The organism is Pseudomonas putida, assembly GCA_041071465.1.
In the GTDB taxonomy this organism is placed as follows: Bacteria; Pseudomonadota; Gammaproteobacteria; order Pseudomonadales; family Pseudomonadaceae; genus Aquipseudomonas; species Aquipseudomonas putida_P.
In genome coordinates, this window is the sequence record CP163498.1 from 6,108,878 (window position 1) to 6,133,904 (window position 25,027).

Consider the following 25,027-nt stretch of genomic DNA (forward strand, 5'->3'; position numbering starts at 1 on the left):
CGGCACATCCTTCCAGCGACTGAACGCTCTGGCCAATCAGGGCGAGCAACACAGGCGCACAAATGTACTCAGACCAGCTGTAACCCCTCTCCCCTCTATTCACTGCCGTGATATGGCGGCCAAGGAACGACCGTGCCTGTAGAAAAAACAGCCCTCGACTCCATCGATCTGGACGCCCTGCATGTCGCAGCCAAGGCCGCTGCCGAGGATGTGATCTGCTCCTAGGGCTGGAAGGGCATGATCGACAACTTTTCCTTGCTCGGCACGGACGAGCGCTATCTGGAGCTCGCTGATCCTGCTGTTGTGTCTGTCCTAATCGAAGAAATCAAAACCCTGCGCGGCAACTCCGACGCGGCTGTCACGTGGATTAAGGAGCTGAACCTATTGTTTGGTCGTTACCTGCTCGGCGTGCGCGTCGCGGTGATCAGTGGCAGAACGGCCGAGGCGCTGAAGCTGAGATGGAGTGGATATGGAATGGTCTTGCCGGCCCCAGCGAACTGCCACCAGAAAACGAGACTCAGGCCTACTTCGACCGCGAGGTTGTGCCAATCGAGGCCGGCCTAGAGGAGGTGTATACCCTGCTCAAGCAGCGGCGCGCAGCCAGGCAGGTGCAGCCATGACCCGCCTCGCCCTCTGCCTCCTGCTGCTGGCCACCGGCGCCAGCGCAACCGAACTTCCAAAAAGCATTCAAGCTTTCAACGACGATGAGCGCGGCGCCACATGCTGGACTATCCACACCTTTACGGCTCAGGGATTCACTGCATCCCCGACAGCCACCTCTAGCCGCTCTTCATCCTGAACAGCAATGGCAAGCGATTGTCGCGGGAGATGCTGCGCAACCGCTGGCAGGACGCCAGAGAGTCGGCGCGGGTAAAGGCAATAGGTAATAAGCAACCGGAACTAGCTAACCGAATTGCTCAATTCCAGTTCAGAGATATACGCCCCAAAGCAGCATCCGAGATCAGTGACCTGACCGACGCAAGCTTGCTACTTTGCCACTCGAAAGAAGGAATCACCGAGCGCGTTTACCGCCGAGTTGGCGCCATCACCAAGCCATCAAAAGGCTGAAGTTTCGGAACTCCATGCCTTTAGTTTCGGAACTCATGGCTTTTTCGAGGCACAAATAAAAGCCCCGCAGACGTTAATCTGCGGGGCTTTCGAATGGTGGAGGCCGAGGTCGGAATCGAACCGGCGTAGACGGATTTGCAATCCGGAGCATAACCACTTTGCTACTCGGCCTCAAAGGTCGGATCTAGCTGCTTGCGCTTTGCTATCTCCTTGAAACGCTGAACCTTTTTCAAAGTTTGCTGCGTTTCGATGGGCGCCATTATGTCTTCATTCCTTTAACCTTGCAACCCCCTGAACGAAAAAAAATTTCAACGGGTTCAAGGTGTTAGCGCAGGCGGCCGAGTTTACTCCACAAGCCCACCAGCGTGTTCTCCACGGTGCCGCTGGCGGCCATGCCAATTCGCTCCTGCAAGCTCTTGCGCTCGGCATAATGCAGGTGGAACAGGTTGGCGTTGCGCGCACGCTCGCTCAGGTACTCGTCGCTGGTCTGCAATTCGTCTACCAGCTTGCGGTTGAGTGCCGCCACGCCCAGCCAGACTTCTCCGGTGGCCACTTCGTCGATGTGCAACTGCGGTCGATAGCGGGCGACGAAGTCCTTGAACAGCTGGTGAGTGATATCCAGGTCTTCCTGGAACTTCTCCCGGCCCTTCTCGGTGTTTTCACCAAACACGGTCAAGGTGCGCTTGTACTCGCCAGCGGTCAGCACTTCAAAGTCGATGTCGTGCTTCTTCAGCAGGCGATTGACGTTGGGCAGTTGCGCCACCACGCCGATCGAACCGAGCACGGCGAATGGCGCGCTGACGATCTTCTCGCCGATGCAGGCCATCATGTAACCGCCGCTGGCGGCCACCTTGTCGATGCACACGGTCAGCGGTATGCCCGCCTGACGAATACGCGCCAGCTGCGATGCAGCCAGGCCGTAGCTATGCACCAGGCCGCCGCCGCTTTCCAGGCGTAGCACCACTTCGTCCCGCGGGGTGGCGAGGGTCAACAGCGCGGTGATTTCGTTGCGCAGGCTTTCAGTGGCCGAGGCCTTGATGTCGCCATCGAAGTCCAACACGAAAACCCGGCCCTTGTCCTCGGCCTTGCCCTTCTTCTGCTGTTTTTCCGCCTTGGCCTGTTGCTTGCGCAGGGCCTTGAGCTGGGCCTTGTCGAGCAGGCCGGACTCCAGCCGCTCGCGCAAATCCTTGTAGAACTCGTTCAGGCGGGTGACCTGCAATTGCCCACCTGGTTTGCGCCGCCCTTTGCCACGCAGCCCGGCGATGGCCGACAGCACCACGAGGATGGCGATGACCAGGGTGGCGGTTTTAGCGAGAAAGCTTGCGTATTCGGCAAGAAACTCCACGTTGACTCCTTGAATGCCTGCGCCAATGCGGCGCGTAACTGTTGCAAGCATACCGTTGCGTCTGTAGTGCTGCCAGCCGGTGTAAACGCTGGCAACATCTTTCAAACAACCTTTTCAAACGCTTGTATGTTTTTTCGTTGACAGCCTGAGTGCCGCATCCTAACCTCGCAGCAACCTCCAACAGGCCGGAACCTTTCGTGGGCAACCTCTACCTGATCCGACATGGCCAAGCCTCCTTCGGTGCCGATGACTACGACGTCCTCTCGCCCGTGGGCGTGCGCCAAAGCCAGGCCCTGGGTGAACACCTGGCCCAGTTGGGTATACGGCTGGATCGCTGCGTAGCAGGCGACCTGCGCCGCCAACAGGATACCGCCCGCCTGGCGCTGCAGGCACTGCACGCCAATGGTTGCCCAGTGCCGGCTGTTGAGACCGACGCCGCATTCAATGAGTTCGATGCCGACGGCGTGATCCGTGCCCTATTGCCCGCACTGTTGCCGGACGAGCCTAATGCCTTGCAGGTACTGCGCAATGCCGCGCAGCACCGCAGCGAGTTCCAGCGCCTGTTCGCGCTGATGGTCCAGCGCTGGCACGATGGCGAACATGTCGACGATGGCCTGGAAACCTGGCAGGCGTTCACCGCCCGCGTTCAAGGTGGCCTGCAACGCGTACTGGATGCCGCCGGCAGCGGCGACGATATCGCCATCTTCACCTCGGGCGGTACCATTGCCGCCCTGCTCCACCTGGTTACCCGTATCACCCCCAGTCAGGCGTTCACGCTGAACTGGCAGATCATCAACACGTCGCTCAGCCAGTTGAAGTTTCGCGGCCGCGACGTGGCACTGGCTTCCTTCAACAGCCAGGCCCATGTGCAGCTGTTGAAGGCGCCGGAGCTTGTCACTTACCGATAAGCCCGGCTTGTTGTGTCCCTGCGGGGACGTGTAAATCACTCTATAAGGAATGCGCCATGACCTCCGTAGCTGATGCCGTTAAGAAGATGCAAGAGAAGTTCAACCCAGCCGCTGCCGCCGGCCTGGACCTGGTGTTCGGCTTCGACATCACCGACGAAGGCAAGAAATACGCGCTGATCGTCAAAGACGGCACCTGCGACCTGCAGGAAGGCGAAAACCCGGATGCCAACTGCACCCTGGTGATGGACAGCGAAACCCTGAAAGGTATCGTCAGCGGCGAAACCGACGGCATGCAGGCCTTCATGGGCGGCAAGCTGCGCGTTGAAGGCGACATGATGCTGTCGATGAAGCTCAGCGAGCTGTTCCCGTCCTGAAGGCTGGGCAAACCGGATGATCGAAAAACCGAAGCCTGACCGGCTTCGGTTTTTTTTTTGCCCTGCATTCGATGCAGTGATCCACCAGCAACACCCTCATCTATATGGCAACTGGCATGCTTGTTCCAGCCTCGGCAGGCCATTAGATTAGCCAATAGTCCTTGCGATCGAAAATAAGGAAAACGCATGACGCTCACCGACCAGTCCACCCAGGTACGCCCCGGCGAAGAACTCGACGCGGCCGTCATCGCCCCTTATCTGAAGGCCAACATCCCTGGCCTGGACGGCTTGCCGAGCATCAGCCAGTTCCCTGGCGGCGCCTCCAACCTTACCTACCTTGTCAGCTACCCAGGCCGCGACTTCGTGCTGCGACGACCACCGTTCGGCCAGAAAGCCAAGTCGGCGCACGACATGGGGCGCGAGTTCCGTATCCTCAACCAACTGAACAGCGGCTTCCCCTACTGCCCCAAGGCCTATGTGCACTGCACCGACAGCAGCCTGATCGGCGGCGAGTTCTATGTGATGGAGCGGGTCAAGGGCATCATCCTGCGCTCGGACATCCCGGCCGAACTGAACCTCGACCCCAGCCGTACCGAAGCCCTGTGCAAAAGCTTCATCGACCGCCTGGTCGAGCTGCACCAGGTGGACTACAACGCCTGCGGCCTGGCAGACCTCGGTAAACCGGAAGGCTATGTGCAGCGTCAGATCGAGGGCTGGACCAGCCGCTATGAAAAGGCCCTGACCCCGGATGCGCCGCGCTGGGAAAAGGTCACCGCCTGGCTACAGGAAAAAATGCCCGCCGATCACCCGCGCCCCGGCATCGTGCACAACGACTACCGTTTCGACAACGTGATCCTCGACGCCGACAACCCCATGCGCATCATTGGCGTGCTGGACTGGGAAATGGCCACCCTGGGCGACCCGCTGATGGACCTGGGCAACAGCCTGGCCTATTGGATCGAAGCCGACGACCCAGCGCCGGTGCAACTGATGCGCCGCCAGCCAAGCAACGCGCCGGGCATGCTCAGCCGCCGCCAGTTCGTCGACTACTACGCCGAGCGCGCCGGTATCCGCCTGGACAACTTCGATTACTACTATTGCTATGGCCTGTTCCGCCTGGCGGGCATCGTCCAGCAAATCTACTACCGCTTTTACCACGGCCAGACCCAGGACAAACGTTTCGCCCAGTTCATCCACATGAACCGCTTGCTGGAGCAAATGTCCCTGCAGGTCATCGCCAAGTCCAGCCTCTGAGCACCGCCACGACGACGGATAACAAGGAAAACAGCATGTCCAAGACCCACCTGTTCGACCTCGACGGCAAGATTGCTTTTGTTTCCGGCGCCAGCCGAGGCATCGGCGAGGCCATCGCCCACTTGCTGGCGCAGCAAGGGGCCCACGTGATCGTTTCCAGTCGCAAGCTCGACGGTTGCCAACAGGTGGCCGACGCCATCATCGCCGCCGGCGGCAAGGCCACGGCAGTGGCCTGCCACATTGGTGAACTGGAGCAGATCCAGCAGGTGTTCGCCGGCATTCGCGAACAGTTCGGGCGCCTGGACGTGCTGGTCAACAACGCCGCCACCAACCCGCAGTTCTGTAACGTGCTGGACACCGACCCAGGAGCGTTCCAGAAGACCGTGGACGTGAACATCCGTGGTTACTTCTTCATGTCGGTGGAGGCCGGCAAGCTGATGCGCGAGAACGGCGGCGGCAGCATCATCAACGTGGCGTCGATCAACGGGGTTTCGCCTGGGCTTTTCCAGGGTATCTATTCGGTGACCAAGGCGGCAGTCATCAACATGACCAAGGTGTTCGCCAAAGAATGCGCGCCGTTCGGCATTCGCTGCAACGCCCTGCTGCCTGGCCTGACCGATACCAAGTTCGCTTCGGCACTGGTGAAGAACGACGCCATCCTCAATGCCGCCTTGCAGCAGATCCCGCTCAAGCGCGTGGCCGACCCCAAGGAAATGGCCGGCGCAGTGCTGTACTTGGCCAGCGATGCCTCCAGCTACACCACCGGTACCGCGCTCAATGTCGACGGTGGCTTCCTGTCCTGATCAAGCCTTTACCGCCACCAGGGTGTAGCTCAGGGGCAGGCGTGCGGGCTGCTCGCGCAGGCGATACTCACCGTCGTCGCCCTTGACCATCTGCCCTGGCAGCGCCTCCCAGGGGATGCTCTGGTGCTCGACCAACGCAGTCAGCTGCAGGCCGTGGGCCAGCAAGGCAGTGATCACCTCACCCAAGCCGTGGTTCCATTCGTGGGTTTCGGTGTGGGCCAGGCGTTGCTCGGTTTCGACGTAGGTCTGGTCGTTGTGCCACACCGTCGGCGCTTCGTGCTCGAAGTACGAGTATTCCAGCTGCAGTCGGTCCTGGTGGTCTTCGTTGACAGCCATCAACATTGGGTGCCCATCGCGCAAGAACAGCCGCCCGCCCGGTTTGAGCAGGGCTGCGACGGTGCGTGCCCATGGCTCGATGCGGGGCAGCCAGCAGAGCGCGCCAATGCCGGTATAGACCAGGTCGAAAGTACCTGCCGGCAGTACCTGGTCGGCGGCATAGACGTCGGATTCGACATAGTCGATGGGCACCGCGCAACGCCCGGCCAATGCCCGCGCCTCGGCCAGCGAAGCCGCGGAGTAATCCAGGCCGCAAACCTTGGCACCAAGGCGCGCCAGCGAGAGCGTGTCGGTGCCGATGTGGCACTGCAGGTGGACAGCGTCGAGCCCCTCGATATCGCCGAGCAATGGCAGGTCGAAGCGCACGGTTTCAGACAGGTGCCCAGGTTGCTGGACCAGGCGTTCGACTTCATAGTCCTTCGACGCGGCGTGCAGCGGGGCACGTTCGTCCCAGCTGACGCGGTTGAGTTGCAGTGAACGGTCCATGGTGTCTTCCTTGAGTGGTAGCGGCTCATGCTAGCCGTCACCTGCACCTCCAGGACACCACTGCCTTGCTAAAAATTGTAAAAGTCGTTCTCGCAGAATCGGTTCAAGCCGTTACAAACAGGTCGCCGCAGCCGCCCGCCGCTGCAATGCCACCCCGTCGTTCTTCTGCGCGTAGTAATCCACCCTCGCCCCACCCGCCTGCGGGTAAACGTCCACGAACGCCTCGGCCTCACGGGTATACACAGTGAACCCACCCTGCTTGCGCGGCTCCAGGTAGCCACTGGCGTCGTCACCGAACACCTTCTCTTCCTGCCAGCTGAACTGGATGCACTGGGCAACCAACTCTGGCGCCTTGTGCGAGTCGAGCTGCGCCATCGGCTTGCCGCCGCGTGCCGTCTCCATGGTCGCAGAAGCACAACCGACCAGCATCAGCGCCGCGGCCATCGGCAGAATCGCACGCATGTTCCATCCTCAAGGTAAAAAAGAAGGCGACTCTAGCACTGCCGGGTAGCGCGCGTGAACGGTTGCGTACAGTCAACTCGCCTCGACCAATGCCGCCATGTGCACCGTGTTGCGCCCAGCGGCCTTGGCCTGGTACAGCGCCGCATCGGCCTGGGCCAGCAAGCTGGCAGTACTGTCCCCTGGGCACGGCACGCCGCACCACAGGCCTACGCTGAAACGCAGTTCGATCTGGTCACCGGCAAAACGCGCCGGGCTGCGCGCAATGGCCTCGCGCAGCCCTTGCAGGGCGGCCATTGCACCGGTGCGGTCGGTGCCGGGCAACAGCAACAGAAACTCTTCGCCGCCGTAACGACCAAGGCTGTCACCCTGGCGCAGGCGCTGCTGCAACTGGCGCACGCAGTGGCATAACACCTCATCGCCAGCCAGATGCCCATACAGGTCATTGATGCGTTTGAAATGGTCAATGTCGATCATCGCCACCGCCAGACTGCCCTGCTGATCGCGTGCACGGTCCAGTTCGACGCCGAAGCGTTCGAGGATCGCCCGGCGATTGTAGGTACCGGTCAGCACATCACGCAGAGCGAGGTGCTGCAGGCGCGATTCGCTACGCTCCTTGGCCAGGAGCACCAAGCCGATCGAGTACATCATCACCGTGGCGGTGCCGATGGCCACAGAAATGCTCTGTTTGAGGTTGCTGGTGTCATAGCGCATTTCCACCGCCGTGCCATTGGCCACCGCCACCACACGCATACCCAGGCCCACCAGGCTGATCAACGCGCCAATCTCCAGCAACAGATGGGCCCTGCCCGGCCGCTCGGCATAACGCCACGCCCAATACAAGATCATCGCGCACTGCAGCATCAGCACCAGGGTCGCCAGCAGCATGCGCGGTTCCAGCGTATCGAGCAGCAGCATCAGCCCCACCAGCATGCAGGCCGGTATGACGAAGATGACACGCCAGGGCACTACCTGCTCACGCACCCGGAACAAGCTGGCCGTGTAGAACGCCAGGGCCAGCGACAGCAGGCTGTTGCCCACGCCATAGCTGAGCCACAAAGGGGCTTGGGCATAGACGGTGTAGCAGACATAAGCCAAGGCATGCACCAGCAGCCCGCAGCCAGTCAGCATCAGGTTGTCGCGGCGGTTGCTGCGCCCGACCAGCAGCAAGCAGAAGGCCAGGATGGTTGCCACCAGGGCAACGGCGGCGAACAACGTGGGGGTGTGGGCGATCATCGTGATTCACCGTGTGGCAGGTTGCCGTCTTGACTGCGGCTTACCCCACAGTTTAGAGGGGCATTGGCCGCTCGGCCATGACCGAACGGGACAGAACAGCAACCCGCAAGCACGCCGCTCATCGCTGTCAGCACAATTTTTTAACCGCCCGGGAAACCAAATGGAGCGATCCCAGTCTCAGGAGGTGTCCCGTAAACCTATGCGGATCAAGGACCTATATCGTGAGCACCCGTCTTGCAAGCCTTTCGCTGGTTGCCGTTGTCCTGCTGACCGCAGGTTGCCACAGCCATCGCTACCACGACGATGACGATGGCTGGCGTGACCGCGACCGTGACCATCGCCACCACCATCGGCATGACCGCGACGATGACGATGATGACAATCGGCAATACCGCGGTGACCGCTACTACCGCTGAAGCGTCTTTTCAGCCCTGACCCGCCGCCCGTTGCGCGGCAACTTATCCTGATGATTCCTTTGAGGTTCGTATCATGCGTCTGACTCTGCCTTCCCTTGCCCTCGGCCTGCTGCTGTGCCAGGGCGCTTTCGCCGGTGACGGTACTGCCGCCATTGGCGGCGGCCTGGGTGGTGTCCTGGGCAACGTTGTTGGTCAACAGCTTGGCGGCAAGACTGGCGCGGCCATTGGCGCCGGCGTTGGCGGCGCGGCCGGCAGTGCTGTCGGTGCACGCAAGGGCAACCGCACCGAAGCTGCCATCGGCGGTGGCCTGGGTTCGGCTGGCGGCTCGCTGCTGGGCGGTGCAGTAGGCGGCAAGACCGGTTCGACCGTAGGTGCCGGCCTGGGCGGCGCCGCCGGTGGTGCCCTTGGCAACCATCTGGGCGACGAAAACCGCGGCAGCAAGAAGCACCACCGCCACCGTCACTGATTACGTGAATGAAGGGCCGCATAGCGGCCCTTTTGGTTGCAGCACATCAACACCTCCTTCACGACACGCTGGCACACTGGCTGCTACTGTCTATCGTGCCTCCGTGTGAAGGAACACCCCCTCCCCATGAACCAAGAGCTACTCTGGGTCCTCGGCCTGCTGGCCATCGTCATTTTCCTCTTCGTCATCAACCGCCCACGCATGGACGTGGTCGCGCTGCTGGTGATTCTTGCCCTGCCGCTGCTTGGCATCCTCACCGTGGAACAGGCCTTGGCCGGTTTCAGCGACCCCAACGTGGTGCTGATCGCTGCCCTGTTCGTGATCGGTGAAGGCCTGGTGCGCACCGGCATTGCCTACCGCATCGGCGAATGGATGAGCGAGCGGGCCGGTAACAGCGAAGCGCGCCTGTTGGTGCTGCTGATGGTGGCCGTGGCCGGGCTCGGGTCGATGATGAGTTCTACCGGTGTGGTAGCCATTTTCATCCCGGTGGTGCTGAGCATCGCCGCGCGCCTGCAGATTTCGCCCAGCCGCCTGATGATGCCACTGGCCTTTGCCGGCCTCATAAGCGGCATGCTCAGCCTGGTCGCCACACCGCCTAACGTGGTGGTACACAGCGAGCTGGTACGCAATGGCCAAGCAGGCTTCAGCTTCTTCAGCTTTACCCCGTTCGGCCTGGTGGTACTGGTGCTGGGCATTGGCTACATGCTGCTGACCCGGCACTGGCTCAACGGCGAGGTACGCAAGGACGGCCGGGTGGAAAGCCGCCGCACCCTGCTGGACCTGGTGCTGGACTACAAGCTCAACGGCCGTGAACGGCGCCTGCGCATCCGCCCCCATTCCCCCTGATAGGGCACACCCTTGGCGAACTGGAGCTGCGCACCCGGCACGGCGCCAACGTGATTGGTATCGAACGCCAGCACAAGTTCACCACGCGGGTGATCGCTGCCGACTCCAGTACCGTGCTGCATCAGGGCGACGTGCTGCTGCTCGACCTGTTCGCAAACCGCGACGACCTGCGCAGCCTGTGCCAGGCCATGCAACTGGAGCCGCTGCACTTCAAGGCTGCCTACTTCATCGACCAGTCCCAAGAGCTTGGCATGGCCGAGGTCTCGCTACCGCCGGGCTCGCAGCTGATCGGCAAGAGCATCCTCGAACTGGCGTTTCGCACCCGCTATGACCTCAACGTGGTCGGCCTGCGCCGCGAGCAGGCGGCCATCGAAGAGCAACTGGTGGAGGAAAAGCTGCGCCTGGGCGACACCTTGCTGGTGGTCGGCCCGTGGAAGGCTGTACGCCAGTTGCAAAGCAAGCCCAAAGACTTCCTGGTACTGAGCCTGCCCGCCGAAATCGACCTGGTCGCCCCCGCCCGCACCCGTGCGCCGCAGGCGTTGCTGAGCCTGGCGGTGATGGTCGGGCTGATGGTCAGCGGCGCGGTGCCCAATGTCATCGCCGCGCTGATCGGCTGCCTGTTGATGGGCGCGGGCCGTTGCATCGACATGAACAGCGCCTACCGGGCTATCCACTGGCAAAGCCTGGTGCTGATCGTCGGCATGCTGCCCTTTGCCCAGGCGCTACAGAAAACCGGCGGTATCGACCTGGCAGTGGGCGGGCTTGTCAGCGTACTGGGCGGTGCCGGCCCCAGCGCCATTCTTGCCTGCCTGTTCGCCGTCACGGCGGTGATCGGGTTGTTTATTTCCAACACCGCCACCGCAGTGCTGATGGCACCGGTGGCCGTCAGCACTGCAGCGCAGCTGGGCATGTCGCCCTACCCATTCGCGATGACCGTGGCATTGGCCGCGTCGGCGGCATTCATGACGCCTATTTCATCGCCGGTCAACACGCTGGTGCTGGGTCCGGGGCAATACCGCTTCGCCGACTTCGTCAAAATCGGCGTGCCGTTCACCATACTGGTAATGCTGGTAACCATCGTGATGGTGCCGTGGTTCTTCGGGCTTTGAGGATAGCGGCAGGGAGTGGCGGCAATTTGCCATTATCTCGACCGATCGCGGCAGATTGACATCAACTACCCTGACGAAACACACTGCGGGTTATTGCCCCAGGTGCTTCAAGGCGTTGTCCTGGATTTCGTTTCCGCTTGCCGGTCGAGTTCATGGTTTTCCCAGCCCAATCGCGCTTGATGCCTTATGTCTTTCTGCTTTGCCTGACCTTTGCCCTTACCCTGGGCGGCATCCTGGCACGCCCGATCGAATCGCTGTCGCTGTTCTGGCCGGTGAATGCGGTACTGGCCGGCGTACTGCTGCGCTACCCCCGCCAAGCCACGTTTACCGGCTTCAGCCTGGTGTGGCTGGCCATGGTCGGCGCCGACTTGCTGTGCGGCAGTGCCTGGGTGCCGGCCCTGTGGTTCAACTTGTGCAATCTTGGCGTGGTGGTCACCCTCTGGCAGTTGCTTTCTCGCTTGCCACGGCTGCATCGGCGCATGCGCACCCCACACGGCGTGCTCAGCGTGTTCGCCGCCTGCGCCGCCGCCGCCATGGTGGCAGCCAGCATGGCAGCGGTAATGGCTGCCCCCTGGTTCGAACAGTCGTTGCGTGCCACCTGGCTCGCCTGGTTCAGCGAACAATTCTCGACCAGCGTGCTGGTGCTGCCGGTAATGCTTACAGCGCCCTCGCTGCGTGCCCTGGTGCGTGGCGGTGCACAGCCCATCCGTCTGGCACCGTTGCTGGTGCTGTTGGCCTCGCTGGCGTTCAGCATCGCGTTTGGCGGGCCTGGGGCCATCGCCTTCCCGATTGCCGCGTTGCTGTGGTGTGCCTGGACCTATTCACCGTTCCTGGTTTCACTACTGACGCTCACGGCCGGGAGCACACTGATCGTAGCGGTGGCACAAAACCTCATGCACTTCAGCGTGCCGCAGAGCGAACCGGGGGTCACCACGCTGATGTCGGCTCGCCTTGGCATCGCCATGCTGGTGCTAGGGCCGCTGGTGGTGGCCTGCGTCAGCCAGGCCAACCGCAGCCTCATGGCCCGCCTGGCGCGCCAGGCCACCATCGATCACCTCACCGGCGTGCTCACCCGCAGCGCTTTCACCCGTCGTGCCAACGCGCTGCTCGACAGCCGCCAGCAGCACGCCCAGGCGCTCCCGCTGACCCTGATGATGCTGGACATCGACCATTTCAAGTCGGTCAACGATGCTCATGGCCATGCGGTCGGTGACCAGGTGCTGCGCCAGTTCGCCGGCACCCTGCAGGATCAGTTGCACAACGACGAACTGTTCGCGCGCCTGGGCGGTGAGGAATTCGCGGTCATCATCCCCGGCCTTGCGCCAGAGCGGGCCAAGTTCACCGCCGAACGCCTGCGCCGCGCCGTGCAGGACCTGCATGTAATGCAGGCCGACCAACGCTTGCAGATTACCGTGAGTATCGGCCTGGCTGGCTGCGATGCCGACATGCCAGCCCCTAGCCTGGACGAACTGCTGGCGAGTGCCGATCAGGCGCTGTACCGGGCCAAGGCCCACGGCCGCAACCGCGTCGAACAGGCCGAAGCACAGCGCCAGGTGGTCTGAACTAGCCGGCCAGCAAGTCCCACGACAGCTTGGCGATCAGCACACACAACAGCAGCAGGAACAGCCCGCGGACAAAGCCGGCACCCTTGCGTACGGCCAGCCAGGTACCGGTCAGCGCACCAAGGATGTTGCACACCGCCATCGGCAAGGCGATGGCATACAGCACGTTGCCCGTCGGTACGAAGAACACCAGCGCCGCCAGGTTGGTGGCAATGTTCACCACCTTGGCCGACGCCGAAGCGTGCAGGAAGTCCAGGGCAAAGAAGCGGATGAACAGGAAGATCAGGAAGCTACCGGTACCCGGGCCGAACAGGCCATCGTAAAAGCCAATCGCACCGCCGATCAGCACCGCCAGGCACTGCTCCTTGCGGCCGATCCGCGCAGGCCTGTGCAGGGTGCCGAAGTCCTTCTTGCAGAAGGTGTAGATGGCCATCAGCACGATCAGCACCAGCACAGCCGGGCGCATCACGCTGGAGGGCACCAGCGACACCGTGGCAGCTCCGGCGAACGACATGACAAAGGCGCTGAGTGCCGCCGGCACGATCAACCCCCAGTCCAGCGTCACCTTGCGGATGAACGAACGCGCCGCGAAGGCCGTGCCACATACCGACGCCAGCTTGTTGCTGCCGAGCAATGCCGCCGGTTGCGCGGTGGGCAGCACGTTGAACAACGCAGGGATCTGGATCAGCCCGCCGCCACCCACGGCGGCATCGATCAGCCCAGCGGCGAAGGCGAACACGCAAAGCACAGCAATATCCATCATGACGCGGTTCCAGGCAGTGAAGACGCCTGCAAGGCTAATCAAAGTGGTGCCGTTGTGTTGAAATGCCATATTGCAATAACTGCAACAAGGAGCAGGCAATGGCATTGGACATGTTGCGAGAAATCCAAGCGTTCGTCAGCGTGGCGCACAAACGCAGCTTCGTAGCCGCCGCCCGTGCACTGGGGCGCTCACCCAGTGCAGTTACGCGCGCGGTGCAAACCCTGGAAGACAATGCCGGCAGCAAGCTGCTCAACCGCAACGCCAACGCCGTGACCCTGACCGAAGCCGGCGAGCGCCTGTTGCCACACGCCGAACGCTTGCTGGATGTGCAACGCGATGCTGCCGATGAACTGGCCGCGCTAAGCGGCAGCGCCCAGGGCTGGATCCGCTTTGCCGTGCCACAACTGCTGGGGGAACATGTGCTGCCGCAGGTGCTTGCCGAGTTTTCCCGCTGTCACCCTCAAGTGACCCTGGACGTACAGTGCAGCGACGAAGCCCTCGACCCGCTGCAGGGCAAATTCGATTTCGTGGTGCGCGGTGCCTTCCCGCAATCGAGCGAACTGATCGGTTATCCGCTGTGGCCCTACCAGCGCCATTTGTATGCCAGCCCGGCGTACCTGGCCCTGGCCGGCACACCGCAGCATCCAGAGGACCTGGAGGGGCATACGCTGATCCTGCATACCGCGCCACGTATCCTCAAGGCCTGGCACTTCTGTCGCGACGGCCAGATCACCAGCCTGCGCCCCAGGCCCAGGCTGCGCCTGGGCTCGGGTCATGCGGTGTACCACAGCACCCTGGCCGGCGCCGGTATCGCTCGCCTGGCCGCCTGGGTCGGTGAGGCGCAGGTCAACGTCGGGCGCCTGGTGCGGGTGTGCCCGCATTACCGCCTGACGTCGAGCAGCGGCCAGGACCCACAGATGCATGCCGTGTACCCTGCTGGCGAACTGCCGGCGCGGGTGCGTGACTTGCTGGCAGCCCTGCGCCGTGCAGGCATGGGCTGTTGAAACAGAGCCAAAAACGGCTGTTCAATTTCTGCTCAATTTAACAGAGCCCGCCGTGGGCCTGGCCTGCAGCACTTTATCCACAGACCTACCCACGTTTTTTGTGGACAGATTTCCCCGCACAAAGAAAGACTTATCGCTCAAGCAGCAATGCCGAATTGGCCAGCTTGACCAGCTCGATCCATTCCTGCGTGCTAACTACTCCGGCCTGCTCCAACGCCTCGGCATAGCGCAGAGCCTGGTCATAGCCCTGCTCATCAAGCGCGCCCTCGGCGAGAAAACGGCTACGCCACTCCAGCATGGCTGAAGTGCCTTTCTTGCATTCCATTAATGTATCGACTCCAAGGCAAAAAGACCGCCGAATGAGCGGCGGCGGGAGACTACACGAGCCTTTTGCACTTGAGAATGACTTGCACCTACCGCTGGTCCAGCCGTGCAACAAGAGGGGGAGTGGCCATTTGCCTAAAGATTGGGCCCGCCGTAAGAAGTAGACGGGCCGCGCAGGAGGAAAGCAGTTGAACTCAGCTTGGCGGAATGGTGCCAAGAATACCAATCAGAATGGTCAGTAGCAGAAAACCACCCAGGAACAGCGCCAGCTTGCCCATTGGAACCTCTACAGTTGTGATGCGGGGATGGGCATATTGTCGGGCCTGGGCTGATACGGTTACAGATTCAGGTTTGTGGAAAAAAAGCAGATCAGATGGAAACCCTCTGAAGCTTTTCTGCAGGCAGCCAGCCCAACTCGCCATTACCCTGGCGTCGGCACCAGACCCAGCCATTGAGCGGACGCACCATCTGCACCCGTTGCCCTGGGTCGACATCCAGCTCGTGCGCTGAATAATGGTCCAGCGCCCTACCCTGGCACACGCTGAGCCGCTCGATCAGCTGCGCCGGCACCCAGCCTGGCGCTTGGCCTGCGCAGGTGCACAGGTACCAGTCCTGCCAGCCTGGCTCGCCTTCGTAGCGCGGGCCGATGTCCAGCAAGGTGCCCTTGGCAAAGCGAATAGGCTGGGGGTACTCGCTGCGGTGGGGTTCGATGACTACGTAATGCATGGGCCTCTCCTTGGCCGGAAAACCATCGATCGTAGCAGAGGCGGAACATCCCGCCGCTGCACGGTACTTGTATCGTTATGTGTACAAATTGAGACCTGATACACAAGAACGTTTCCTGCAGGCTACTCGGACATATCGGCGATACAGGCGTCATCTTTACTGGCCCCATCACCTCGCACCGCTGGCTTTGCCAAGGAGACGCCCGATGCCCGCCCATCACTCGACCACCACCCCGCCACGCCGTTCCCGCCATACCCTGCTTGCCTGCGCCCTGTTGCCGCTTGGGTTGATGGCCGTGAACCTCGCCACCGCTGCACCCGCGCAGCCCGAGGCAACAGTGGTGGCAGACAACTTCGGCCCGCTGAAACACATAAACGCTGGCGTGCTCGACGTGTCCTACGTGGAGCAAGGTCCAGCCGATGGCCCGGTAGTGATCCTGCTGCATGGCTGGCCCTATGACATTCACAGCTTTGAGCAAGTTGCACCTGACCTGGCGGCAAAAGGGTACCGAGTGTTGGTGCCCTACGTGCGCGGCTACGGCCAGACCCGCTTCCTGTCCGCGCAAACGCCACGCAATGCCCAGCCCACGGCGCTGGCCAGCGATGTCATTGCGTTCATGGATGCGCTGCATGTCCGGCGCGCTGTACTCGCCGGCTTCGACTGGGGTGCACGCACCGCCGATATCGTCGCGGCGCTGTGGCCCGAGCGGGTCAAAGCCCTGGTGTCAGTCAGTGGCTACCTGATCAGCAGCCAGGAGGCCGCCAAAGCCCCGCTGCCACCCAGCGCCGAGCTGCAGTGGTGGTACCAGTACTACTTCGCGACCCCACGCGGCCAGGCTGGCTATGAACAGAATCGCCATGCGTTCGCCAAACTGATCTGGCAAACCGCCTCGCCCAGCTGGGCCTTCGACGATGCCACCTTCGAGCGCAGCGCCAAGGCCCTGGACAACCCCGACCACGTGGCGATTACCGTGCACAACTATCGTTGGCGGCTGGGGCTGGCCCTGGGCGAAACACGCTATGACCCCCTGGAAGCCAAGCTGGCCAGTTTCCCCAGCATCACGGTACCGACCATTACCTTGGAAGGCGACGCCAACGGCGCCCCGCACCCACCGGCCGAAGCGTATGCGCAGCGCTTTACCGGCAAGTACGAATATCGGCTGATCAGCGGTGGCATCGGCCACAACCTGCCGCAGGAAGCACCACAGGCGTTTGCCAAGGCGGTGGTCGATGCGGACCACATGTAGCCTGCGGACGGCAATTGCTACGTAAGGTTTCAAAGGCACGACAGACTCTGGGCTTGGCCAGGTTGAACGATCTATCCGTCGAAAGGCGATTGAGCCCAGCAAACACTGGACGTTGAACGTGATTATGAAGACATGAGTTGAAACGCAGGCTGTAGGATCTTTTACTTGGCAGTGTAGGAAGTAATCTAGCAGCGGAATTTGCCTGTATGAAACATCAGTTTCTTCAGCAAATTCGAGCTGCTACGGTCCACTTTTCCTACAACGGCACGGACGCCTACAGCATGAGAAAAGCATGGACCCGTTCAACGCCTCGGCCCTGAAGCTACAAAAAAACTTGCTTAACCTGCGTGGTGAGCGCGATCGCCTGAGAAGTGAGGGCAAGGACAAGGAAGCAGACCTGCTCGCTGGGCCGATCGAGCGGCTGGAGGCTGCGGTTGCACAGTTACCGGCTTCATTGAAGCCCGTAACCTTGCAGTGATCGTCACCGCTCCTGCAAAGCATGCCGCAGACGCGCAGCGCGGCCTTGTGTCGCGAAAGGCCGCGCTGCACTGGCAATCGACTTCAGAACAGCTTGACCGTGTAACTGAGGATCAAGCGGTTCTCATCGATATCGGTGCGGTAATTGGAGCGCGCCATCACATTGCGCACGCGTATCCCCAGCCCAGCCAGCGGCCCGCTTTGCACCACATAGGCCAGGTCCAGATCGCGCTCGCGGTCACGCCCCTCGAAGCCCAGCCCGGTGTCCACGTCCCGCCCCTTCACATAGCGCAGGGTCGACGTCAGGCCCGGAACGCCTAAAGCGACAAAATTGTAGTCATGCCTCACCTGCCACGAGCGTTCACCCGGCGCCGAGAACTCATAGGTCGGCAGCGTATTGCCCATCGGGTTGGTGTTGGCACCCACCTGGATGAAACCATCATCGCCGCCGATCTGCTGGTAACCCAGGTAAAAGGTATGCCCACCGGTCTTGGCCGAGAACAGGCTGAACAACGCATGGTTGTCGTAATCGCCGGCAATCTTGCGCCCGTCCTCGCGGGCATCGAAATAGCCGGCATTGACCCCAAGCGTCCAGTCCCCCAGCGGCTCGGCGTGCTTGAAGCTGTAGAAGCGCTGCTGGTAGATATCCTCCAACTGCGCCTGCCACACCCCCACGCTGGTGCGGTTGTCGTTGAAGGCATAGTCGGCGCCCACGTAGTTGAAGCGGTCGCTGGTAAAGCGCGCCAACCGCGCCGGGTTGATCGGGTCGTTGACCAGTGCGTACATCTTCTGGCTGTTGGACGAGTCGCGCAGGCTGGTGGAGCGGAACTGGCCAGCATTCAGGGTCAACCCCGCTATCTCGCGCGATTCCAGCATCGCGCCCTGATAGGTCGGCGGCAGCAGGCGCAAGTCGCTGAACAACAGCACAGGCAGGTTGGGCATCAACTCGCCCACCTTCAGCTCGGTCTGCGACACCTTGAACTTGATCGCCGCCCCCAAACGGCTGTATTCGTCCGCCGACTTGCCGCTGTCCAGGCTGGGCAGCAAACCGGACTTGGCATGCGCCGGGCTGCTGTCGAGCTTGAAGCCAAGCAGGCCAGTAACATCCACACCGACGCCAACGGTGCCCTGGGTGTAACCGGAGCTGGCATTGAGGATAAAGCCCTGTGCCCATTCCTGAGTACGCGACTGGGTGCTCGCGCCCTTGATATCGGCATAATCGCGGCTGAAAAAGTAATTGCGCGCTTGCAGTGTGGCGCGGGCACCTTCGATGAAACCGGCCTCTTCTGCCGAAGCCTCGGCACACAACGCTGCGGCAATACAACCGCCGGCAAGACGCGCAGACGAAGAAAAACGCGGTGCAGTGAAACCTTGCATGGGGCTACTCCTGGATTCGGGCAACAGCAACCCGGCGCGGTGGCCTGATAAGGCCACCGACGTGCGGGTTGCATCGAGAGAGGGCGGGCAGGCGGGCACCCGGCCCGCCTGCCCTGCCGTTGCGTGAAGCGCTGGGCCGCTAGCGGTTGACCAGCTTCGCCGGCAAGGCGATGACCAGGAAGCAGCTGAGGATCAGGCAGCCGGCAAACACCCACAGGGCAGCGTGCGAGGTACCGGTGAGGTCGGTGACCACGCCCATCAGTGAGTTGCTCACCAGGCCGGCGATGTTGGCCACCGAGCAGGCCAGGGCAAAGCCAGTGGCGGCAGCAGTGCCTTTGAGGAAGGTCGCCGGCAGGCTGAAGAACACCGGCACCGCGCCAATGATCGCTGCCGAGGCAATGGCGAACAACACCACGGTCATCACCAGGTTGTGGCTGAACATGGTGCTGCTGGCCATGGCGATTGCACCGATGATGAACGGCACGATGATGTGCCAGCGGCGTTCGCGATGGCGGTCGGAGCTGGCCCCGATCATCAGCATGCCGGCCAGTGCAGCCAGGCTCGGAATGGCTGTGAGCAGGCCGATATGGAAAGTGTCGCTGACGCCCGCATCACGGATGAAGGTCGGCATCCAGAAGCCCATGGCATAGGCACTGAGCAGGATCGAAAAGTCGATACCCCCGAGCATCCACACCTTCAGGTTGAAGAAGCCATCGCGGAAGCTGTGCTTGCTGTCCTTGCCCTCGGCATCATCAGCCGCCAGGTGCGCCGCCAATTGTGCCTTGTCGTCAACCGACAGCCACTTGGCCTGCTGGAAATGGTTAGGCAATGCCCAGAACGTGAGGATGCCAAGCAAAACGCTGGGGATCGCCTCCAGCAGGAACAGCCACTGCCAGCCGTGCAAACCGTGAACCTGGTCGAAATGCCCCATGATCCAGCCAGAAATCGGCCCGCCGATCACGCTCGACAAGGGCAGCCCGATCATGAACAGGGCAATGATGCGCCCGCGCCGGTAGGTGGGGTACCACATGGTCAGGTAGAACAGCACGCCGGGCAGGAAGCCGGCCTCGGCCGCACCCAGCAGGAAACGCAGGATATAGAACTGGGTGGTGCTGGTGACGAACATGGTGCAGGCCGACAGCAGGCCCCAGGTGATCATGATGCGGGCGATCCACAGCTTGGCGCCAACGCGCTGCAGGATCAGGTTGCTCGGCACCTCGAAGATGATGTAGCCGACGAAGAACAGCCCGGCACCCAGGCCATAGGCCGCTGTGCTGAACTGCAAGTCTTCGAGCATCTGCAGCTTGGCGAAGCCGACGTTGATGCGGTCCAGATAAGCTGCGAGGTAGCAGAAGCACAGGAAGGGGATGAGCCTCCAGGTGATCTTGCTGTACAGCGCTTTCGTGCCATGGTCGATGTCACTGTGGACCGTGGTTGCATTCGCAATTGGCATTTCCTGTCTCCTGGCGGGCGACTTTGTGGTTGTTTTAAAGCCAGCAGTTTTCGACGCGCCGGGCACCCCGCGCACTATACGCGGCGTGCCTGGGCAACGCCTGAATACCCCGAGTGCTCCTGCGGGGCGACCGCCCGGACAGCAGGCGGTCATGGACGGGCTTCCCGCACCGTTCCTTGATTGTTATTGGCTCAGGGCTGCCCGGCGTTCAGCCGGCCAGTTGCCTGAGTTGCTGCATGGCATCCTGCCGGGTGACGACATCGCCGTACTTGCTGTCGATGTCGAACAGGTTGGCTTCGTGCGGGTCGTTGTGGCGGTCGCCGACACACTCGCGCACCACGATGGTTCGAAACCCGTGCTGCATGGCATCCACCGCACTGGCGCGGATACAGCCACTGGTCGAGCAGCCCGCCAGCACCACGGTATCCACCCCTTGCGCATGCAGCAGCGGGGCCAGGCTGGTGGCAAAGAAGGCACTGGCGTACTGCTTGCTCAGCACCACCTCCCCTGCCTGTGGCGCGACGGCCTGGCAGAAGGCGGCCAACGGGTTGCCTTCGACCATGTCCTTCATCACCGGTGCCTTGCGCACCCACACGCCGCCGTCAGCGAAATGCGGCGGCTGGTAGCGAATGTTGGTGTGCACCACCAAAGTGCCGCAGTCGCGGGCCAGCGCCAGCAGGCCGGCGGCCTGCTCGACCGCCGCAACCACGCCCGGCGCGTACAGCGGTGCGCCAGGGGTGGTATAGCCCTGCATGAAGTCGATCATCAACAGGGCCGGCTTGCGGCCAAAACCAATGCGTTGGCCCCACACTCCTTGGTAGTTGTCACGGGCGCTTTGTGCGTCGCTCATGTCCGTCTCCGATTTCAGTAGGCACCCGACAGCAGGGCACCGGCACCCGGCACGACCGGTTCCAGGTCGAGCGCCTTGAGCATGGCGTAAGTGGTGGCGATGGCGGCAGTGACCACCGGCTTGCCGGTTTGCGCCTCGACCTTGGCCACCGCCGGCAGCGATTGCATCTGCACGCAGGCCGACAACACCACCACATCGACGCCCTCAAGGTCCATGCCGGCGACGATGCCCGGCAGGTTGGCCGGGTCGTGGCGGGCCACGGCGAGGTTGTCGGGGATTTCCAGCGCGCGCCAGTCCTGCACCTCGAAGCCTTCCTCGCGGATGTAGTTCACCACCAGCTCGGTCAGCGGCTTCATGTACGGTGCGACGATGGCGATGCGCTTGGCCTTCATCACATGCAAGGCTTCGACCAACGCCCCGGCACTGGTGATGACCGGTGCCAGTGCGTCGTTATCGGCAGTGGCCTGCTGCAGGCGCTTTTCCGATTGGCGGTGATAGCCCAGGCCCATGGCCATGATCGCCACCAGGCAGGCGTAGCCCAGCACATCGACCTTGGCGTCGGACAGCTCGACGGCGCAGCGGTCGGACTCGGCGTCCATGGCGGCCAGCTCCTCCTTCTTCACCTGCTTCATGCGCATGCGGCTGGAATGGAAGGTGAAGCGTTCGGGGCGGATCGCCTGGCGCGCGTGGAGCATCGCCGGGATTTCGGTTTCCATGGTGGTGTTGGAGCTCGGCACGATCTGGCCGATGCGGTATAGCTTGGTCATGTCTCGTGCTCCGTCAGACAAGGGGTTGGTCGAGGAAATCGCCAAAGGCGGCAAAAAAACCTTCAAGGTCATCCCAAGGGATCATGTGGCCAGCGTTGTCTACCGTTACAACCTGGGTATCCGGCTTGAGCTCGCGGATTTCGGCAATGTCGCGTGGCTCGATCACCCCGCCGCGCCCGGCCACCATCAGCAGCGCCGGCTGGCGCACGGTGGGCAGGTCCTGGTGGATGTCCACCTCATGGAAATCGTCGAAGGCGCGCACGATCGCCGGCTCGTAGCAGGTGTGCAGCCATTCGGCACGCAGCGCCAGTTGCTCGTCGCTCCAGGTAGCGCAGAAGGCACGCATGTCATCGCCGCTCATGCCAACCGTGGCCTGGCGGATCGAATCGACATACCACGGCAGCTTGCTCGGGTAGGCGCGGCGGCCCGGCCCGGACACCGGTGGGTCGACCAGTACCAGCCGCTGCAGCCCCGGTGCGCCTCGGGCTGCCGCGCGAATGGCGAAGCGCGCGCCCATCGAGTGCCCGACCAGGTGGTAGCTGTCCAGGCCCAGCGCTGCGGCAAAGGCCGGGATGTCGGCGGCACAAGCGTCGGTGCCGTAATCCAGTTCCGGGCCGCTTGAAGACAAGCCGCGCCCACGCACATCCAGCACATAGGTGTCGAAGTGCTGCCCAAGGCGCTCGGCGACGAAGCCCCAGGTGATCGCCGGGCTGGTAATGCCCGGCACCAGGATCAGCGCATGGCCCTTGCCGCCATAGCGCAGGTAATGCTGGCGGATGCCATTGGCGCTGACGTTGCCGCCGGCGACGAAGGTGCTCATGCCGCCTCCCCGCTTTTCAGCTGCTGCCCGTACAGGTCGTAGCCATAGACCCAAGCCGGGTCTTCCTGGGTGTAGAGCCAGGTGTTGGCGTTCGAAACCGACTGCACCTGCGATGCCCGTTCCTTGCGGTTGGCCTCGTACAACGCGAACGCGGTGCGGTGGTCGGACAGCCCCGTCTCCTGCAGGCAGCGGGTCAACATGGCCGCGTCCTCGATGGCCATGCACGCGCCCTGGGCCATGTGCGGCTTCATCGGGTGGCAGGCGTCGCCCAGCAGCACCAGGCGCCCACGGCTCCATAAAGGCAACGGGTTGCGGTTGCGCAGCGGCCACTTGGTGATCGATTCGGTGGCGTCGATCAGTTTCTGTACGGTGGGGTGGTAGCCTTCGAAGGCGGCGCGCATTTCTTCCTGGCTGCTGTCGACGAACGCGCCCTGGAAGTCCCAGGCTTCGTGCGGCACACCAGTGACGAAGTAGTACTCGTCGCGCTTGCCGGTGGTGTAGTAGACCATCATGTGGCGGTCCTCGGACCACCATTTGACGCAAGGCTCGAACACATCGGCATGCTGCGCCAGGTTCACCCCGCGGATCAGCGCGCGGTGCGCCACCCAGCCGCTGTAGTTCGGCGCTTCGGCACCCAGCAGCTCTTCACGGATCTTCGAGTGGATGCCGTCGGCACCGATGACGATGTCGGCCACGGTGTGGGTGCCGTCGGCGAAGTCCAGGCGGACCTGGTCGCCTTCGTCGACGATCTTTTCCAGGCGTTTGCCAAAGTGCACGGTGCCCGGCTTGATCGCCTCGATCTGCAACGCGTGCAAGTCGCCACGGTGGATGGTGATGTAGGCGGCGCCGTACTCGCGGCGAGCAAACTCGCCCAACGGGATGCGCGACAGATAATCGCCGCTGTGGCCATCGCGGCTGAACCAGAAGTCCGGGTGCGAGCCCATCAGTTCCAGTTTCTGCTCCAGCCCCATGCGGCGGAAGATCTTCATCACGTTAGGGCCGATATGAATGCCCGCCCCCAGGCGGGTGAACTCTGGCGCCTGCTCGAACACCTCGACATCGAACCCGGCCTGCTGCAGCAACGTGGCGGCGGCTGCCCCACCCAGACCTGCACCGACGATTGCGATTTTCTGCCTACCCCGCATGGGTATCTCTCCTCTTGTTCTGATGTGTGGCCAGCGGTTCGACCGCCTGACGATTTAGAGCGTATACGCTGTAAATGATTTTTGGAAAGAGGTTCTTGAAAATATTTTTCAAACACCTGATCGAAACGATAAATGGCAGATTGTTACCGCAAACGTTGAGCCAATGTGTGGATAGGTAACGTTTTAGAGAGCACTTGCGCTTGCCGGCGGGATGCGCTTTCATCTGCAAAAGTAGGGTGTACACACTATTACTTTGCACCGAGATGAAGCGCCAGGCACCGCCCCGGTGCATCCCCGTCAACGCCACCAGGAGAACCCCGATGCCGGTGAGCAATGCACAACTGACCCAGATGTTCGAGCACGTACTGAAACTGTCCCGCGTGGACGAGACGCAAAGCGTGGCCGTGCTCAAGAGCCACTACTCCGACCCGCGCACGGTCAACGCCGCAATGGAGGCCGCGCAGCGCCTGAAGGCCAAGGTGTATGCGGTAGAGCTGCCGGCGTTCAACCACCCGACCGCCATGGGCAACGACATGACCGCCTACTGCGGCGACACCGCGCTCACCGGCAACCTGGCGGCGCAGCGGGCGCTGGAGGCAGCTGACCTGGTGGTCGACACCATGATGCTGCTGCACTCGCCTGAGCAGGAGCAGATCCTCAAGACCGGCACGCGCATCCTGCTGGCCGTGGAGCCGCCAGAAGTGCTGGCGCGCATGCTGCCGAGCGAAGACGACAAACGTCGGGTACTGGCCGCCGAAACCCTGCTGAAGCAGGCGCGCAGCCTGCATGTACGGTCCAAGGCCGGCAGCGATTTCCACGCCCCGCTTGGCCAGTACCCGGCCGTGACCGAGTACGGTTATGCCGACGAGCCGGGGCGCTGGGACCACTGGCCCAGCGGCTTTTTGTTCACCTGGCCGAACGAGGACAGCGCCGAGGGCACGCTGGTGCTGGACGTGGGCGACATCATCCTGCCGTTCAAGAACTACTGCCGCGAGCGCATTACCCTGGAGATCGAAAAAGGCTTCATCACCGGTATCCATGGCGGTTTCGAGGCCGAGTACCTGCGCGACTACATGAAGTACTTCAATGACCCCGAGGTGTACGGCATCTCGCACATCGGCTGGGGCCTGCAGCCGCGCGCGCAGTGGACAGCCATGGGCCTGCACGACCGCAACGACGGCATGTGCATGGATGCCCGTGCGTTCTACGGCAACTTCCTGTTCTCCACCGGCCCCAACACCGAGGTCGGCGGCAAACGCAAGACCCCGTGCCACCTGGACATCCCACTGCGCAACTGCGACATCTACCTGGATGACAAGGCCGTGGTGCTGGCGGGCGATGTAGTCGCACCAGAGGAGTCGCGCGCGCGATAGGGGTTATACTGGCCGGGCGCTCCGCTATTGGCGG

The 25,027-nt window shown here is 62.3% G+C and carries 27 protein-coding genes, 1 tRNA gene and 2 pseudogenes; 15 read left to right on the plus strand and 15 right to left on the minus strand.

All coding sequences use genetic code 11. The annotated features are described in order from the left end of the window. The first annotated feature begins 237 nt into the window (after window positions 1-237). The 3 genes and pseudogenes from AB5975_28010 (at window position 238) to AB5975_28020 (ending at window position 1,068) form a co-directional block, all read left to right on the plus strand. Complete coding sequence (locus AB5975_28010; protein ID XDR20232.1) at window positions 238-564, plus strand: hypothetical protein; 327 nt, start codon at window positions 238-240, stop codon at window positions 562-564. 52 nt (window positions 565-616) lie between these two features. Further along, a complete protein-coding gene (locus AB5975_28015; GenBank protein ID XDR23064.1) occupies window positions 617-799 on the plus strand; it encodes a hypothetical protein in 183 nt (60 codons plus the stop codon). Then, window positions 775-1,068 (plus strand): annotated as a pseudogene (locus AB5975_28020) (integrase). The gene AB5975_28015 and the pseudogene AB5975_28020 overlap by 25 nt, the downstream one beginning before the upstream one ends. Before the next feature lie 97 nt (window positions 1,069-1,165). On the opposite strand, the gene AB5975_28025 reads toward AB5975_28020, so the two are convergent. Both AB5975_28025 and sohB read right to left on the minus strand, forming a co-directional pair. Further along, a tRNA-Cys gene (locus tag AB5975_28025) sits at window positions 1,166-1,239 on the minus strand. 154 nt (window positions 1,240-1,393) lie between these two features. After that, window positions 1,394-2,413: a protease SohB gene (gene sohB, locus AB5975_28030; protein ID XDR20233.1), complete on the minus strand. Its 1,020-nt coding sequence runs from the start codon at window positions 2,411-2,413 to the stop codon at window positions 1,394-1,396. Between the two features lie 197 nt (window positions 2,414-2,610). Here sohB and AB5975_28035 point away from each other — a divergent pair, with 197 nt between their 5' ends. From AB5975_28035 to AB5975_28050, 4 genes are all read left to right on the plus strand, one after another. Further along, window positions 2,611-3,321 carry a histidine phosphatase family protein gene (locus AB5975_28035; GenBank protein XDR20234.1) on the plus strand — a complete coding sequence of 237 codons (711 nt, stop codon included), beginning with the start codon at window positions 2,611-2,613 and terminating at the stop codon, window positions 3,319-3,321. A gap of 56 nt (window positions 3,322-3,377) precedes the next feature. Then, complete coding sequence (locus tag AB5975_28040) at window positions 3,378-3,695, plus strand: SCP2 sterol-binding domain-containing protein (GenBank protein XDR20235.1); 318 nt, start codon at window positions 3,378-3,380, stop codon at window positions 3,693-3,695. A 186-nt stretch (window positions 3,696-3,881) separates the two neighbouring features. Further along, window positions 3,882-4,949, plus strand: a complete 1,068-nt coding sequence (locus AB5975_28045; GenBank protein XDR20236.1) for a phosphotransferase family protein — start codon at window positions 3,882-3,884, stop codon at window positions 4,947-4,949. A gap of 35 nt (window positions 4,950-4,984) precedes the next feature. Beyond that, window positions 4,985-5,752: an SDR family oxidoreductase gene (locus AB5975_28050; protein ID XDR20237.1), complete on the plus strand. Its 768-nt coding sequence runs from the start codon at window positions 4,985-4,987 to the stop codon at window positions 5,750-5,752. Here AB5975_28050 and AB5975_28055 read toward each other — a convergent pair whose 3' ends face one another. From AB5975_28055 to AB5975_28065, 3 genes are all read right to left on the minus strand, one after another. Continuing rightward, window positions 5,753-6,574, minus strand: a complete 822-nt coding sequence (locus AB5975_28055) for a class I SAM-dependent methyltransferase (protein ID XDR20238.1) — start codon at window positions 6,572-6,574, stop codon at window positions 5,753-5,755. Between the two features lie 111 nt (window positions 6,575-6,685). Then, complete coding sequence (locus AB5975_28060) at window positions 6,686-7,036, minus strand: hypothetical protein (GenBank protein ID XDR20239.1); 351 nt, start codon at window positions 7,034-7,036, stop codon at window positions 6,686-6,688. A gap of 72 nt (window positions 7,037-7,108) precedes the next feature. Continuing rightward, the gene (locus AB5975_28065) at window positions 7,109-8,269 is read right to left on the minus strand and encodes a GGDEF domain-containing protein (protein ID XDR20240.1); all 1,161 of its coding nucleotides are present in this window, start codon (window positions 8,267-8,269) and stop codon (window positions 7,109-7,111) included. 221 nt (window positions 8,270-8,490) lie between these two features. Between AB5975_28065 and AB5975_28070 the strand changes: the two genes are divergently transcribed. The 4 genes and pseudogenes from AB5975_28070 (at window position 8,491) to AB5975_28085 (ending at window position 12,668) form a co-directional block, all read left to right on the plus strand. After that, a complete protein-coding gene (locus tag AB5975_28070; GenBank protein ID XDR20241.1) occupies window positions 8,491-8,685 on the plus strand; it encodes a hypothetical protein in 195 nt (64 codons plus the stop codon). Window positions 8,686-8,758: 73 nt separating this feature from the next. Continuing rightward, entirely contained in the window at window positions 8,759-9,151 is a 393-nt protein-coding gene (locus AB5975_28075; GenBank protein XDR20242.1) for a glycine zipper domain-containing protein, read from the plus strand. Window positions 9,152-9,277: 126 nt separating this feature from the next. Next, window positions 9,278-11,106, plus strand: a pseudogene (locus tag AB5975_28080) (SLC13 family permease). Between the two features lie 137 nt (window positions 11,107-11,243). Next, a complete protein-coding gene (locus tag AB5975_28085) occupies window positions 11,244-12,668 on the plus strand; it encodes a diguanylate cyclase (protein ID XDR20243.1) in 1,425 nt (474 codons plus the stop codon). A 1-nt stretch (window position 12,669) separates the two neighbouring features. Here AB5975_28085 and AB5975_28090 read toward each other — a convergent pair whose 3' ends face one another. Continuing rightward, window positions 12,670-13,431, minus strand: a complete 762-nt coding sequence (locus tag AB5975_28090; protein XDR20244.1) for a sulfite exporter TauE/SafE family protein — start codon at window positions 13,429-13,431, stop codon at window positions 12,670-12,672. Between the two features lie 98 nt (window positions 13,432-13,529). Here AB5975_28090 and AB5975_28095 point away from each other — a divergent pair, with 98 nt between their 5' ends. Beyond that, a complete protein-coding gene (locus AB5975_28095; GenBank protein ID XDR20245.1) occupies window positions 13,530-14,435 on the plus strand; it encodes a LysR substrate-binding domain-containing protein in 906 nt (301 codons plus the stop codon). 130 nt (window positions 14,436-14,565) lie between these two features. Here AB5975_28095 and AB5975_28100 read toward each other — a convergent pair whose 3' ends face one another. Both AB5975_28100 and AB5975_28105 read right to left on the minus strand, forming a co-directional pair. After that, window positions 14,566-14,760, minus strand: coding sequence for a hypothetical protein (locus AB5975_28100; protein XDR20246.1), 195 nt, complete (start codon window positions 14,758-14,760; stop codon window positions 14,566-14,568). Window positions 14,761-15,128: 368 nt separating this feature from the next. Further along, window positions 15,129-15,485 (minus strand): SH3 domain-containing protein, encoded by a 357-nt coding sequence (locus tag AB5975_28105; protein XDR20247.1) that lies wholly within the window; start codon window positions 15,483-15,485, stop codon window positions 15,129-15,131. A gap of 205 nt (window positions 15,486-15,690) precedes the next feature. Here AB5975_28105 and AB5975_28110 point away from each other — a divergent pair, with 205 nt between their 5' ends. Beyond that, window positions 15,691-16,731 (plus strand): alpha/beta fold hydrolase, encoded by a 1,041-nt coding sequence (locus AB5975_28110; GenBank protein XDR20248.1) that lies wholly within the window; start codon window positions 15,691-15,693, stop codon window positions 16,729-16,731. Window positions 16,732-17,023: 292 nt separating this feature from the next. Further along, complete coding sequence (locus tag AB5975_28115; protein XDR20249.1) at window positions 17,024-17,209, plus strand: hypothetical protein; 186 nt, start codon at window positions 17,024-17,026, stop codon at window positions 17,207-17,209. 83 nt (window positions 17,210-17,292) lie between these two features. On the opposite strand, the gene AB5975_28120 is transcribed toward AB5975_28115, so the two are convergent. The 7 genes from AB5975_28120 to AB5975_28150 all read right to left on the minus strand — a co-directional run bounded on the left by AB5975_28120 (window position 17,293) and on the right by AB5975_28150 (window position 23,954). Beyond that, complete coding sequence (locus AB5975_28120) at window positions 17,293-18,585, minus strand: OprD family porin (protein XDR20250.1); 1,293 nt, start codon at window positions 18,583-18,585, stop codon at window positions 17,293-17,295. Between the two features lie 139 nt (window positions 18,586-18,724). After that, on the minus strand, window positions 18,725-20,038 hold the full coding sequence (locus AB5975_28125) for an MFS transporter (protein XDR20251.1): 1,314 nt from the start codon (window positions 20,036-20,038) through the stop codon (window positions 18,725-18,727). A 208-nt stretch (window positions 20,039-20,246) separates the two neighbouring features. Continuing rightward, on the minus strand, window positions 20,247-20,888 hold the full coding sequence (locus AB5975_28130; protein XDR20252.1) for an N-carbamoylsarcosine amidohydrolase: 642 nt from the start codon (window positions 20,886-20,888) through the stop codon (window positions 20,247-20,249). A 14-nt stretch (window positions 20,889-20,902) separates the two neighbouring features. After that, window positions 20,903-21,655 (minus strand): Asp/Glu racemase, encoded by a 753-nt coding sequence (locus AB5975_28135; GenBank protein XDR20253.1) that lies wholly within the window; start codon window positions 21,653-21,655, stop codon window positions 20,903-20,905. Window positions 21,656-21,668: 13 nt separating this feature from the next. Beyond that, entirely contained in the window at window positions 21,669-22,475 is an 807-nt protein-coding gene (nicD, locus tag AB5975_28140) for an N-formylmaleamate deformylase (protein XDR20254.1), read from the minus strand. Next, the gene (gene nicC / locus AB5975_28145; GenBank protein XDR20255.1) at window positions 22,472-23,620 is read right to left on the minus strand and encodes a 6-hydroxynicotinate 3-monooxygenase; all 1,149 of its coding nucleotides are present in this window, start codon (window positions 23,618-23,620) and stop codon (window positions 22,472-22,474) included. Before nicC ends, nicD begins: the two co-directional genes overlap by 4 nt. After that, the gene (locus AB5975_28150; GenBank protein ID XDR20256.1) at window positions 23,610-23,954 is read right to left on the minus strand and encodes a hypothetical protein; all 345 of its coding nucleotides are present in this window, start codon (window positions 23,952-23,954) and stop codon (window positions 23,610-23,612) included. The genes nicC and AB5975_28150 overlap by 11 nt, the downstream gene beginning before the upstream one ends. On the opposite strand from AB5975_28150, the gene AB5975_28155 reads away from it, so the two are divergent. Then, window positions 23,941-24,993, plus strand: coding sequence for a 2,5-dihydroxypyridine 5,6-dioxygenase (locus AB5975_28155; GenBank protein ID XDR20257.1), 1,053 nt, complete (start codon window positions 23,941-23,943; stop codon window positions 24,991-24,993). The two genes, AB5975_28150 and AB5975_28155, sit on opposite strands and share 14 nt — an antisense overlap. Window positions 24,994-25,027 lie beyond the last annotated feature (34 nt).